At 37.3% G+C, this 13,079-nt stretch carries 11 protein-coding genes, 1 tRNA gene and 1 pseudogene; 6 read left to right on the top strand and 7 right to left on the bottom strand.

The annotated features are described in order from the left end of the window. A complete protein-coding gene (folD, locus tag A1D18_RS03990) occupies nucleotides 1-858 on the bottom strand; it encodes a bifunctional methylenetetrahydrofolate dehydrogenase/methenyltetrahydrofolate cyclohydrolase FolD (protein WP_071662534.1) in 858 nt (285 codons plus the stop codon). Between the two features lie 48 nt (nucleotides 859-906). Between folD and serS the strand changes: the two genes are divergently transcribed. The 4 genes from serS to A1D18_RS03970 all read left to right on the top strand — a co-directional run bounded on the left by serS (nucleotide 907) and on the right by A1D18_RS03970 (nucleotide 5,778). Continuing rightward, the gene (serS, locus tag A1D18_RS03985) at nucleotides 907-2,181 is read left to right on the top strand and encodes a serine--tRNA ligase (protein ID WP_071662999.1); all 1,275 of its coding nucleotides are present in this window, start codon (nucleotides 907-909) and stop codon (nucleotides 2,179-2,181) included. A gap of 10 nt (nucleotides 2,182-2,191) precedes the next feature. After that, entirely contained in the window at nucleotides 2,192-4,168 is a 1,977-nt protein-coding gene (locus tag A1D18_RS03980; RefSeq protein WP_071662533.1) for an OPT family oligopeptide transporter, read from the top strand. Nucleotides 4,169-4,291: 123 nt separating this feature from the next. Next, nucleotides 4,292-5,545, top strand: coding sequence for an NRAMP family divalent metal transporter (locus A1D18_RS03975; RefSeq protein WP_071662532.1), 1,254 nt, complete (start codon nucleotides 4,292-4,294; stop codon nucleotides 5,543-5,545). 157 nt (nucleotides 5,546-5,702) lie between these two features. Beyond that, nucleotides 5,703-5,778, top strand: a tRNA-Lys gene (locus A1D18_RS03970). A gap of 30 nt (nucleotides 5,779-5,808) precedes the next feature. Here A1D18_RS03970 and A1D18_RS03965 read toward each other — a convergent pair. Then, nucleotides 5,809-6,144 (bottom strand): annotated as a pseudogene (locus A1D18_RS03965) (tyrosine-type recombinase/integrase); the annotation flags it as partial. An 82-nt stretch (nucleotides 6,145-6,226) separates the two neighbouring features. Between A1D18_RS03965 and A1D18_RS03960 the strand changes: the two are divergent. Continuing rightward, on the top strand, nucleotides 6,227-6,532 hold the full coding sequence (locus A1D18_RS03960; protein WP_071662531.1) for a hypothetical protein: 306 nt from the start codon (nucleotides 6,227-6,229) through the stop codon (nucleotides 6,530-6,532). Between the two features lie 12 nt (nucleotides 6,533-6,544). Next, on the top strand, nucleotides 6,545-6,694 hold the full coding sequence (locus tag A1D18_RS06870; RefSeq protein WP_171910815.1) for a hypothetical protein: 150 nt from the start codon (nucleotides 6,545-6,547) through the stop codon (nucleotides 6,692-6,694). A gap of 34 nt (nucleotides 6,695-6,728) precedes the next feature. Here A1D18_RS06870 and A1D18_RS03955 read toward each other — a convergent pair whose 3' ends face one another. The 5 genes from A1D18_RS03955 to A1D18_RS03935 form a co-directional block, all read right to left on the bottom strand. After that, on the bottom strand, nucleotides 6,729-8,213 hold the full coding sequence (locus tag A1D18_RS03955) for a hypothetical protein (protein WP_143750429.1): 1,485 nt from the start codon (nucleotides 8,211-8,213) through the stop codon (nucleotides 6,729-6,731). Nucleotides 8,214-8,237: 24 nt separating this feature from the next. Then, the gene (locus tag A1D18_RS03950; RefSeq protein ID WP_143750428.1) at nucleotides 8,238-10,118 is read right to left on the bottom strand and encodes a hypothetical protein; all 1,881 of its coding nucleotides are present in this window, start codon (nucleotides 10,116-10,118) and stop codon (nucleotides 8,238-8,240) included. Nucleotides 10,119-10,149: 31 nt separating this feature from the next. Beyond that, nucleotides 10,150-11,178, bottom strand: coding sequence for a sensor histidine kinase (locus A1D18_RS03945; protein ID WP_071662528.1), 1,029 nt, complete (start codon nucleotides 11,176-11,178; stop codon nucleotides 10,150-10,152). Beyond that, complete coding sequence (locus tag A1D18_RS03940) at nucleotides 11,175-12,119, bottom strand: hypothetical protein (RefSeq protein ID WP_071662527.1); 945 nt, start codon at nucleotides 12,117-12,119, stop codon at nucleotides 11,175-11,177. The genes A1D18_RS03945 and A1D18_RS03940 overlap by 4 nt, the downstream gene beginning before the upstream one ends. A 68-nt stretch (nucleotides 12,120-12,187) precedes the next feature. Continuing rightward, the gene (locus A1D18_RS03935; protein ID WP_071662526.1) at nucleotides 12,188-12,859 is read right to left on the bottom strand and encodes a winged helix-turn-helix domain-containing protein; all 672 of its coding nucleotides are present in this window, start codon (nucleotides 12,857-12,859) and stop codon (nucleotides 12,188-12,190) included. Nucleotides 12,860-13,079 lie beyond the last annotated feature (220 nt).

Here is a 13,079-nt window from a genome sequence, read left to right as displayed (position 1 = left end):
TTACTCGATATCCTGACACTCAGCAGCAAATAAAGTATTTTCTAATAACATAGCCACCGTCATAGGGCCCACGCCGCCCGGTACAGGAGTAATATAACCCGCAATTTCTTTAGCACTGGAAAATTCGATATCACCATGCAGTTTTCCACTGGGTGTGCGTGTGATTCCGATATCAATCACAATAGCACCGGGTTTGATCCAAGGGCTTTGAATAATGCCTGCTTTACCTATAGCACTAACTAACACATCGGCTTGTCGGATATGAGTGTGTAAATTACGAGTGGCACTGTGACATAGTGTGATGGTACAACCTGCATTTAAGAGCTCTAAGGCCAAGGGTTTACCTACGATATTTGAAGTGCCGACAATAACAGCATTTAAACCTTTTAGTTGAATTTTTTCATAAGCCAATAAACGCATTACGCCATAAGGAGTACAAGGCCGTAAAAAAGGGCGGCCTTGTGCTAAAAGACCTAAGTTGCTTGGATGAAAACCATCCACATCTTTTTTCGGATCGATACTATCGAGAATACGCCCGGTATTAATAGAAGCAGGAAGAGGCAGTTGAATGAGTATACCGTGCACTTTCTGATCAGCATTCAAGGTTGTAATTAAATGAAGTAATTCGAGTTCAGTGGTGTGCTGGACTAAATCATAGGCCATCGAGTGGATACCTATATCTCGACAAGCATCTCGTTTGTTACGGACATAAATTTTCGAAGCCGCGTCTTCACCGACCAAAACGACCGCTAAACCAGGTGTGATAAGGTTTTGTTTGCGCCGTTGGTTCAGTCGACGTTTGAGAGCGAGGCGTGTTTGTTGAGCAATCGCTTTGCCATCGATGATAATTGCAGTCATAATTACTTTTTAGCTTACCGTTTTAAAAAAGAGCAATCTAGGCATTATATGTTAGATCCCAAGTATTTACGTAACGATATTCAAATTGAAGAAATTTCTAAACAACTAGCTAATCGTGGCTATCAACTCGATACACGTTTGGTATCGCGTTTAGAATCACGTCGCAAAGAGCTACAATCTGAAACAGAAACTTTGCAGAACAAGAGTAATCGCAGCGCAAAAGCGATAGGCTTAGCAAAGTCCAAAGGAGAATCAATCACGGCCTTACTCGAAGAAGTTGCAGGGATAAAAAAACAACGTGAAGTGTGTGAAGGTCAACTCAAGGAGGTACTCGAGGAATTATCAGCTATTTATTTAACTATTCCCAACCTACCGCACGAATCAGTACCTGTTGGACAGAATGAATCTCAGAATAAGGTGTTGCGTCATTGGGGAAAAGTACCTCATTTTGATTTTTCTGTAAAAGATCATGTGGCATTAGGTGAAGTAAACGGCTTGATGGATTTTTCCAGTGCAAGCAAAATTGCCGGATCCCGATTCGTCGTATTGATTGGCAAGCTGGCGAAGTTACAACGGGCGTTGATTCAATTTATGTTAGAGGTGCATACTAAACAACATGCTTATCAAGAAGTCTATGTGCCGTATATTGCCAATAGCGAAAGTCTACTCGGCACAGGCCAATTACCTAATTTGGTGGATGAATTATTTAGTTTAAAAGGTGAGCAAGGTTTTTATCTCATTCCTACCGCTGAAGTATCCGTGACCAATCTCGCTCGCGATACTATTTACACGGCGACGGATCTCCCTAAAAAATATGTTGCTCATACGCCCTGTTTTCGTAGCGAAGCGGGCTCTTATGGTAAAGATACCCGTGGTATGATCCGTCAACATCAATTTGAAAAGGTAGAATTGATTCGTTTTGTAGAACCCAAAAATTCCTATCACGCTTTAGAAGAATTAACCCAGGAAGCCGAGACGATACTACAAAAATTAGAATTACCTTACCGTGTGGTTGCTTTGTGTACCGGCGATTTGGGTTTTAGTTCGGCAAAAACTTATGACCTCGAAGTATGGTTGCCTAGTCAAAATACTTATCGTGAAATTTCATCGTGTAGTAATTTTGAATCGTTTCAAGCACGGCGTTTAGCGGCTCGTTGGCGTAATCCGGAAACCGGTAAAATTGAATTGATACATACGCTTAATGGTTCAGGTTTAGCAGTGGGTCGTACCTTAGTGGCATTGATGGAAAACTATCAAACTAAAGAGGGAAAAATACGTATTCCAAGTGTCCTAAAAGATTATATTCAAGCTGATTTCATTTAATTATATCGTTATGCAAGATGACAACAGATCGCAGACCGGGATTATTACTTTAAGAGTGGTTGTCTTAGGAATCTTTTTAGCGCTATTGTTGGCGGCATCAAGTACTTACTTAGCTTTAAAAGTAGGTATCTTACCTTCAGCATCTATTCCTGCCGCCATATTAGCGATGGCAATCCTGCGTTTATTTCACAATGGAAATATTTTTGAAGCGAATTTGATTCAAACCGCCGCTTCAGCGGGGGAAGCGGTTGCAGGAGGTATCGTATTTACGATTCCCGCGCTGATCATTATCGGTTATTGGAATCATTTTCCTTATTTTGCAAATTTTGCAATTGCTTGTTTAGGAGGATTATTAGGTATTTTATTTTCGATTCCGTTACGTAAAATTTTAATCAATACGCCACAACTTTATTTTCCAGAAGCGCGTGCCATATCCGAAGTTTTAAAGTTAAGTCAAAAACAAAGTTTTCCTATTAATAAAATGTTAGTTGGCACTAGTTTGGGAGCGGGTTTGGAATTTGCGCAAACAGGTTTAAAAATTATTGCCGTGTCCACTGAAAAATGGGTGGTATTCGGACAATCGAAAATTATCGGTTTTGGCTTAGGTTTCGCACCCGCGTTAATCGGCGTCGGTTATTTAATTGGTTGGAATGTAGGACTTAGCTTGTTGTTAGGCGCGTTTATTGCTTGGGGGATTAGTTTACCCTTACTAAGTTATTTGATGCCAGTAGGTAACACTTTTATTTTAGCAAAAAGCTTAGCTGTTTATTCTAGTGACATACATTATATTGGTTTGGGTGCAATGTTAGCAGCCGGATTCTGGACGTTATTAAATTTATTACGTCCTTTTTATCTCAGCTTGCGTTTATTACTACGAGGTCTATTTCATCCGTTAAAAAATCAGCTATCACCTACCGAGCAAGATATCCCGCTGAATTATTTACTTTCGAGTTTAGTTTTAGTTATTTTCAGTATTTATTTCTTATTCAATTATCTATTACCTATTCAAAGTTTACTGTTTACGTTTCCGCAATTATTTCTTGTCGTTGCGGTGCTTTATGTGCTTGTGATAGGTTTTGTATTTGCAGCGCTTTGCGGTTATTTTTCCGGTTTGGTGGGTGTAACAGCGAGTCCTGGTTCTGCTATTGTCATTTCAGGCTTGCTATTCATGGCATTAATTTTACGTGGCGTGCTGTTTTTTAAAGGACAAGACTTGCTAAGTTCACAACTACTCAATGCAGCGGCGATAACGATCATTATTGGTGCCGTCGTAGCGGGTGCAGCGTGCATAGCGAACGATAATATTCAAGATTTAAAAGTAGGGCATTTAATTGGTGCGACACCTTGGCGGCAACAGCTTATGTTGATACTCGGTGTTGTCATCGCATCTTTAGTTATTCCCTACGTGATGCAGTTGCTTTTTAATGTTTATGGATTAACCACCGTATTACCCCATGCGGGTATGGATCCCCAACAAACTTTACCGGCGCCACCTGCCGCCATGATGGCCGGTTTAACGCAAGGTGTATTTAATCATGATCTACCTTGGAACATGTTAGCGATGGGCGGGGCTATCATGCTGGTATTAATCATAGTGAACACAGTAGGAAAAATTAATCTTTCTTTGTTGGGTGTCGGCATGGGAATTTATTTACCATTAAGCTCTTCTACACCCTTGTTTATAGGAAGTTTGTTTGCTTATGGGATTAAGTTTTTTTTACAGAAAAAAATCAATCGCCAAACAACCCCATCGGATTTTCAACAGCACAATGCCATTTTGTTAAGTTGTGGTTTAGTAGCGGGCGCCGCTTTAATGGATGTATTTCTTGCTATTCCTTTATCTATTACAGGAAATCCGCGCCTATTTGCTGTTTTACCTATAAGTTGGCAAGCACTTGCCAGCGGGTTTGGGTTTTTAAGTGTGTTGGGTTTAGCCGTCTGTTTCTATTGGACTATTTTGAAAAAACCCCCCTCATCCCTAACGTAAAGACTTGCCTCAGTAGGCCGAATCGCAGTCTGTATAATTGATAATGATTATCATTACTATTGAACTCCTCTATAATAGTTGATAAACTCTGAGCCAGAATAATTACAAAAATGACTGATAAGTATGTCTGTTTCATCTGTTTTAAGTAACCGACGACCTCTAAAAAAACCCTTATTTTGGCTGAGTCTATTAGGGCCAGGTTTAGTGGTCATGTTGGCTGATACCGATGCCGGTAGTTTAATTACCGCCGCTCAAAGTGGTGCTGTTTGGGGCTATAGATTATTAGCATTACAGTTTATTTTAATGCCTATCCTATATATCGCCCAGGAATTAACGATACGGTTAGGTATTGCCACAGGGATGGGTCATGGCGAGTTAATTAAACATTATTTTGGTAAAACGTGGGCATGGTTGTCAGTATCAACCTTAGTGATTTCGTGTATTGGCGCCATACTCAGTGAGTTTAGTGGTTTGGCAGGCGTGGGAGCACTCTTTAATATTCCGGCCTGGGAAACCTTATCCTTAGTGGTGGCTTTTTTGACCTTAGTCGCTTGGACTGGTTCTTATCGTTCGGTTGAACGGATCGCTATTCTATTAGGATTATTCGAATTGGTTTTCTTATGGGTTGCTTGGGATGCTAGACCGGTAGGGCATGAAATACTGAGCGGCTTTACGCATATTCCCTGGCAGAATAAATCTTACCTCTATTTACTGGCCGGAAATATTGGTGCTGTGATTATGCCCTGGATGATTTTTTATCAGCAATCAGCGGTATTAGATAAGGGACTTAATGCCAGTCATTTACGAATAGCACGCTGGGATACAGCGATAGGGGCGATCATTACGCAATTAATTATGGCCGCCTTATTGATTGCTACTGCAGCCACTATCGGAAAAATAAATCCATTAGCGCCGCTTAATACCGTCCAACAAATTAGTCAGGCGATTACGCCCAGTTTAGGTTTTACAACGGGTCGAGTTTTATTTGCTCTCGGTATGACGGGTGCGGCACTGGTTGCGAGTATTGTAGTTTCTCTAACCGCGGCTTGGGGTTTAGGTGAAGTGATGGGGTTTCGTCGGTCTTTAGAGCATCATCCTAAAGAAGCACCCTGGTTTTACGGAGTTTATACCTTAATTTTAATTCTAGGTGGCATACTGGTAGCTTCCGGCAGTGTGAATTTAGTGAATCTAAGTGTGGGTGTCGAAGTAATGAACGCCTTATTATTACCCATTGTCTTGGGCTTTCTGTATCTTTTAGCGTTGCGTACTTTACCTAAAGCGTTTCGTTTAAAACCCGCTTATGCTTTATTAGTGGGTGTGATTTTATTAGTGACTTCTTCGTTTGGTTTGTTCGGGGGAATTTCAGGAATTTTATAGACCTTTAGAAAATTAAATGGCTACCGAATTATCTAAGAGTAAAAATCAATAGATTGAAGGGCTGGGTTAAGCAATGATTGCACTAATCGAAAAAAAATGTGTATTAGGATTGCTATTCACTACCAAATTGTCTACAATCTCGGCTTCCGTTTTCATGGGGCCGTTAGCTCAGTTGGTAGAGCAGTAGACTTTTAATCTATTGGTCGATGGTTCGATTCCATCACGGCCCACCAGTAAAATCAAAGACTTAGATACTAACCTACCTAACCATGTAAAGTTGAATGTACCAATTTTGTACCAGCAATTCTTTCTGCTGCTCGTTTAAGTTGGTCACTATTTAAATGCGCATAACGTAATACCATTTTAAAAGAACTCCAACCTCCTAGTTGTTGTAACTCTTGTAAAGAAGTTCCATTTTGCACATGCCAGGAAGCCCAAGTATGACGTAAATCGTGCCAACGAAAATTTTCTATTCCTGCTCGACTTAACGCTTTTTTCCATGCCTTAGTATTACATTGTTTTATAGGTTCACCTTTATAAGTAAAAACAAACTCCGAGTGCTTAAATAATTGTTTTCGTAAGCTTGGAGGAGTAGGTATTGTTGTTGATATTGAAGAAACCGATACCGCAGAACAAGTCAACGCAAAGACGATCATAGCGATTAACCAAGCTTATTTTGCCGTGCCAGATTTACGAGGCACCTTCTTAAGAGGCTGGGATAAAGAGGCTAAACTAGATACCGGTGATCGATTTTTTAACTATGGACAAGGACTGATTAAAAACACTATTGGATCGCTCGAATTGGATGAAATACTGACTCATAACCATTCTTATACCACAGGTTTTGAAGATCCCCCGAGAGGTAAAGAAGCCATGACTGAAAAATGTTACCACGGTACGTATCCCAACAGTGCTTACGTTGATTATCAAGGGGGTAATGAATCAAGGCCTTTAAATAGTGCGGTTAATTTTGTTATTAAATATTAAATATACTTTTTTATGATAAAAAAAATATTACTACTCTTATTCTTAGGAAGTCTAATCGGCTGGATAGCTAGTTGTGCCTGGAGGGCGCCTTTACAAGTGAATGTACCGGTTTCTTGGCATGGTTCACATTTTCAAGCTGAACAATTGGATACAGAAAAATAATTGAAAAATCTATAATCAATTCGATAGGAATCCGTCATGGTCGAGGTGAAGAATAATTTAAAGTTTGCCAAGTTTGCCCTTGCTCTTTCGCTTCTGAATAAAACATATGAATATTCATTTTTTTCGTTAAGACACTAATCTCTGTTTCCATAGCATTAATTTCTGTTTGCATCCGCGCTTGGTTTTTTCTCGTTTCGGCATTTTCTGCCTCTAATTCTGAAAATTTTTGATCCATCCACTCTCTAAACTCTTTTCTATCGCGTTCTGCTTCCTCTAGTAGTTTATCTAAATTTAACTTCCATTTAGGAATATATCGCTTTAATTTCGTTAAGCCTTTACTCAGTCTTTCAAGCGAGTTTTCAGCAAAGTATTGAAACGCTTTAAATAACTCAGTTTGGATTAACTTTAAACGCTCATCACCATGAGATTTATCTGGATGAAATAATAAACTACAATGTCGAAAAAAATAGGTTAATCGATGCTGTAAAAACTCAGACCGGTCTAAAGCATCCTTATAGTTAACTCGCCTATACCTCACTTCATTGATTTTATTTTCATGATTTTTCAACTGCGTATCAATAAGTAATTGTAATCTGTTCAAATTTTTTTCTAATAAGGATTGGATTACGTCGTAAGACGGAAGCTCCTCTTTTAGCATTTTTTTTAGGGTTTGTCGTTGTAGGGTTAGCCATTCATTTAAATCAAGCCATTCATTGGCATCCATCGAACAGGCATTACTATCGACATAAGATTCCTCATTTTTATCCATTACTGTCACAGAACCTACATACATCAACTCTTGATTTGAATTTTCTTCAATAGGCAAGCTTGATTCTTGTTGAATACTATTTTCTTGACATGAATTTTTTATATAATTTTTGAGCATTTTTTCCATCCTTTGATATTCTTCTTCTAATTTTTTTCGTAAAGATTTACGATCATACCCGTTAGACAGCTCTTTTAAATATTTATTTAATAATTTTGCAAAAACCTTTTGTCTTTTCTTTTCAAATTTTGTTAATAATAAATCCAAGTTTTTCTCGATCCATTGAGTATTTCCTGCGTATTTTTCTAAATAGTTTTCTAATACAGTGGTATCCTGTTTTACTTTATTAATAAGTGAGTTTATCAGTCGTTGTTCTGGTTCAGAAAGTATTATACGTTTCTCTAACACAGGATGATCCTTACGAATAATCCTAAAAGACAAACAACGCTTATAATAAGCTAAAATAACGATCTTGTTATCAATATCCGTGAAAAAACTTAATAGCCAACGGCGCCAAAAAGGCTTTTCCCAATAAGCTGCAATTTCCTTTTGTAGTTCAGCAGGAGAAAGACCGCATAGCTTAAGATTTTTCAAATGACTATCTTCGCGTTTCCATAGAGAATACCTTACACTGATCTGAGGGGAAACTTCAATAAAATCTCCCCATTTTATTCTCCACCACCAGGACATCCATTCAAAGGGTTTATAAGAAAGTCTCAGACCAATATCTGCAATTAACATAGTTATTATCATCTCATTTAATAAATCCTTTGATGATTAGGGCTGAAAAGCTCCTTGTGCTTCATTGTTAGCTTGATTGGGCAAGTTAAAAAGCGGAGGTTTCGCTTCTGGAAAAAACCCATGGGCACCCATTTGCTTACTTAATTTATGAATCTGTGCTTCCATTTGTGCTTGCGTTTTTCTCATTTCAGCATTCTCTGTTTTCATCATTTCAATTTGTTCATTAAATACCAATCTATCTTGTTCACGCGCTTCTTTGATTTGATTTATGCTTTTATCAAAGACTGATTTTTTAGAATCCAGCAATTCATATTCAAATTTAGTGATTAATTTTAAACTTTTTTCATGTAAAAATGATGAGTTAAAGAAACCACGTATAGCCTCCGTCGAGTTTTCTTTCATTTTGATTATTATCTTATGCATCTTATCAAAAAAATTATACAGAGTGAGTTCTTGTTCAGAAACTTGCAGACATTCATTTAAATTTAGATACATCTCTGCACACTCTTGGCCCCTTTTATCTGAAGGATTTTCAAAGTCGACTATTTGTCTCCAAGTCATTAATATTTTTTTAGCTATCGATACTAAAAGAGAAGGATTATCTCTTTTCACCAGTTGGGCGCCATAATTATCTAAGTGATCTTTAAATTCTCCAAATAGGTTTTTTAATTTAGAACTAGGACCAAAAAATTCTATAGCAAGATTCATGATCTGCTGATCCTGTTGAATATATTCCACAACCATTCTTTTTAAAATTCCTTTACTTTGCAGGACTTTAACTAAAAAGGGTTCTTCATTATTGTCAGGATATTCAAATAAATTGACATGGATATTAAGTAAAGCTTTTAGCGCTGACGGATTTTGAGTTTTTAAAGCTTTTTCCAGCAAAACATAACCGATTGTTTTACTTCCATCTGCAATTTGTAGTTGAAACAGATCAGATTCTTCCAATTGTGAATATTGCCGAATATGATCTAACACAAGTTCTTTTATAGTTCCTGAATTTTGCAGAACTTTAACTAAAAAAGGTTCATCCTCATGAGGATGAAATTCAAACAAATTAGCATTCGCATTTAATAAGGTCTGTATAGCTCTTTGATTATTAGTTTCTAAAGCCTTTTCCAGCAAAATAGAGCCCATCGTTTTAGTTTTATTGGCGGGTAATGTATTCAGGTGCAATTGAACAAGATAAGGGGATTCTTCGTCAATCAGATGGTGATGTTCCTGATAAATACGATGTAGAACGTCAGTATAGTTTCCATCAGTAAAAGCCAAAGCGGCTTGACCTTTTAATAAAAACTCAAATTGTTTTTCTAATTGTGCTTGTTGTGTCGCTTGATAGTTATTGAGTTTAAGTTTTTTCAGTAATTCTAACGATTTAATGGCAATTTGAAATAACCTATCTTGCGTTAAATATTTTTCTTTGAATCGCTCTAAGCCTGGCTTTGATAAACGCTTTTTTAAAGGTTGATAGGCACTTAGTAACTCTGCATCAGTGGGTTCTGGTAGCGTGATTTTAATTTTATAATTCTTATCTAATAGATTAGCCAAGGCCTTATAAGCAAAGCTATCAAGAGCACTGTTACCTAAATTTAATGATTGAAGCGAAGAATGTCGCTCCAAAACTTGACAAAATGCTTCCCAAGACGATGGATCGGCTTCGGTAATATCGAGATGCAAATGTTCTAATTTCGCAGTAGCTAAAAAAGAAATTAAATTGTCTCGATATTTAGAAAGCGAGAAAGGAGTTATACTTAATTGTTTCAAGGAAGAATTTCTGCTTAATGATTTTAATAATTCATTATAAAAATCCTGAGTTGCCTTCGCATCAACCTGATGATAGGGACAAAAGAAAAGTTGATCGAGTTCGATTGTTCTCCAGGGTTGAGTTAATAAAGAAAGCAAGGTTTCTTGCAATATTACTAATCCTTGGGAGAATTCAGTGGTGCTAAAGAACATCCAGCGTTATTGTAAAACAACTCCCTTTTCCTTCTTGGCTCGTAACCTTTATTGATCCACCTAATTGTTCTAAACTTTCTTTAACAAGAGATAAACCCAATCCACTACCGAGATATTTAGTTCGGTAAGAAGAATCAACACGATAAAAACGATCAAATACCTTATCCAATTTATCCTCAGGAATACCAATTCCTGTATCGATTACCTGCATTTCTATTTGTGTATGAGTAGTTAGATCGAGCCATTTTATAGCTAAGGTAATTTCTCCTTCATGAGTAAATTTGACGGCGTTAGAGAGGAGATTGACTAAGACTCGCTTTAACTTGATAGAATCACTAAAAATAAACCGCAGCGACATATCACGCTTGACGTGAAAGCTTAAACCTTTATTGAGCATAGAAGGTTCCATTAATTCCCTGATCTCATTAACAAACTGGGTTAAATCTATTTCTTCCTTTTTTATTAGATCAACAGGGTTTTCAAGTGCACAGATGTCTAGGACAGCAGTCAGTAATTCTAAAAGCTGCTTTCCCGCCTGATAGATCCATACACCATATTCTTTATCTTGCGCTTGGGTTCCTAGCTCGGCTTGGATTTCAGCAAGACCTAGGATACCTGTTAAAGGGGTACGTAAATCATGACTCATATTGGTTAAGAAGGTTTGTTTAGCGACCTCTGCTTTTCTTAACGCCGTAATATCAAACGACAGTCCAATAACACCTCGAAAACCGTCTTCACTATGTGGAATTTTGATAGTGAAGAAATTTTTTTGACGAACATCTTCGAATAAAATAGATTTTTCTTTAGAGGTAATCACACTTTTAGTGGTTAGCCATTCTTTTTCTCCGAACATCCTCACATGTTTTCCTTGAATTGCTTTCAGTTCCGTTTGGTTGGCCGCTTTAAGCATATGCTCATTAACCCATTGAATGATTCCATCTTCATTGATAAGGAAAAGATTGAGAGGGAAAAGAGTACCTAATGCATCGGCGATCTGTTTAATAGTGTTTGAAATCATATACTCTTCCTATGTGTTATTGTTTTTCTTTGATCGATAGCGTCTTGTTCTGATTGATCAATCTGACGGATTAATTTTTTAAATTCTTTAATAAACCGTATTTCTTGAGGTAAATTCCAGTTATGGGCTTTTAAATTGCATTGGATGTAACAAGCAAGATGACAAGGCTGCTCCTTAAAAAAGGTAGATTTTGATAGAGACGAAGAAGCCGATGAATCAGACTGTAATGATTTATCAAGTTTTATTTCATACCGAATATATCGTAGCGAGGAATCTTTAAAATACTTATTCCAGATATGGCGACCAGGTGGGTTGATGCCACCTGGGTAGGTGAATAAATCCGCATTACACTTATGTAATTGAAGTATCGCTGCGCATTCTTCCAGCACGTAATTAACCGCAACTTTTAAAAAATAGTCATAACTTACCTCTATTTTTTCTTTCACAAAGCGATTCATTTTTTTTGTCACGTAAGTTGAGGCATGCTTATTGACTAAATTTTTAAATTCACGATCGTTATGATCATAATCGTCTCTAACTTTTTTAAAAAATTCCTCGAAATTTTGCGAATCTATTGAATAAGATTTAGTTAATAGCTCTTTCCAGCTAATGATTTCAATCGGTAAAGTATATTTAGAAGGAATCTTGATGTTCTTTTTTATCCATTGACGATCAAATTCATGGATTTTTTCTTCTATTTCTTGATCTGAAAGTGGCGTTGATTCTAATGATACATAATGCCGTTGTAGCCCTCCTGTTGTGACAACGATTAATTTTTCGATACTTTTTTCTTTATAACAATGATCAACTAGATCACAAAAATGATCCCAATGATCTCCAGTTTGTCCTTGGTTTCCACAACTAATAGCCGTCATTAAAACAGCGGTGCTTTTATGTGGCAAAGTGATCGAATCTTTAAAACGGGCTTGTAGTTTAGTCATAGCTATTCTCCTTCTTTATTATTGTTCACTAGTATCACATGGGGTATTAATGCGCTTTCTTAATAAAATTAAATAGGTTCCCTCACTAACCTATAACCTATACCGCGTACGGTATGAATAAAGTGAGGATTGCCTAATTTCTTTCGTAAATTATGGACATGGACTTCGAGTGTATTACTATCGATTTCATCCCCCCAACCATAGAGGCATTGCGTAAGTAAGTCGCGCGAAACAACGTGACCGGCATTTTCTAATAATTTTTGCAGTAAGCTAAATTCACGGCGAGACAGACTAATAGCGAGTCCTTTGAGCGTAACGGTAAATAAACTGGGGTTTAATTCGATATCCTCATACGTTAATACAGGAGAGGCTCGGTTATTGGCGGAACGTCGTTGTAACGCGCGTATTCTGGCGGATAGTTCATCTAAGTCAAAGGGTTTAGTTAAATAACCATCCGCGTCATTATCTAAAACTTTTATTCTCTCTTTAGCGGATTGAGATACGGTTAAGATAAGTATAGGCGTTGTGATGCCCGGTCCACGTATCTTATGAAGGATACTTAATCCATGTGGATCCGATAAATTTAAATCAAGTAAAATAACATCAAATGTTTCAGTTTTTATATAACTTAACGTGACCTTATCATTGGTCACTCGATCCACCGTATAACCATACGGTTTTAGCCCTTTTTTGACTTCATCATTTAATGCTCCATCCTCTTCTACTAATAGAATGCGCATAGTATCCTCATTATTATTATTATTTTTACAGGTGCTCATATTTTCTCAAAAAAGTATTTTCTATTTTTCATGAGGGGCTCTTTTTTTCGTTAGCATGAAAATTTGACCACTGTTGATATTCATTAATACTGTGCATCGCTTTCTCTCGTATAGAAAAGGGCAAATGACGCAAATCATTTATCTTTTTTATCCATTCCGCAGGAGAATTTTCTTGCCATTT

This window comes from Candidatus Rickettsiella isopodorum (assembly GCF_001881495.1).
GTDB lineage: Bacteria > Pseudomonadota > Gammaproteobacteria > Diplorickettsiales > Diplorickettsiaceae > Aquirickettsiella > Aquirickettsiella isopodorum.
Note: the sequence above shows the minus strand (reverse complement) of the source record. Positions and strands in the feature narration are given on the sequence as shown.

Excerpts from the sequence above, each read along its gene's own strand:
- A1D18_RS06870 (WP_171910815.1), top strand. The coding sequence starts at position 6,545 with ATGATAAAAAAAATATTACTACTCTTATTCTTAGGAAGTCTAATCGGC.
- A1D18_RS03975 (WP_071662532.1), top strand. The coding sequence starts at position 4,292 with ATGTCTGTTTCATCTGTTTTAAGTAACCGACGACCTCTAAAAAAACCC.
- A1D18_RS03940 (WP_071662527.1), bottom strand. The coding sequence starts at position 12,119 with ATGACTAAACTACAAGCCCGTTTTAAAGATTCGATCACTTTGCCACAT.
- A1D18_RS03945 (WP_071662528.1), bottom strand. The coding sequence starts at position 11,178 with ATGATTTCAAACACTATTAAACAGATCGCCGATGCATTAGGTACTCTT.
- serS (WP_071662999.1), top strand. The coding sequence starts at position 907 with ATGTTAGATCCCAAGTATTTACGTAACGATATTCAAATTGAAGAAATT.
- A1D18_RS03935 (WP_071662526.1), bottom strand. The coding sequence starts at position 12,859 with ATGCGCATTCTATTAGTAGAAGAGGATGGAGCATTAAATGATGAAGTC.
- folD (WP_071662534.1), bottom strand. The coding sequence starts at position 858 with ATGACTGCAATTATCATCGATGGCAAAGCGATTGCTCAACAAACACGC.
- A1D18_RS03955 (WP_143750429.1), bottom strand. The coding sequence starts at position 8,213 with ATGATAATAACTATGTTAATTGCAGATATTGGTCTGAGACTTTCTTAT.
- A1D18_RS03980 (WP_071662533.1), top strand. The coding sequence starts at position 2,192 with ATGCAAGATGACAACAGATCGCAGACCGGGATTATTACTTTAAGAGTG.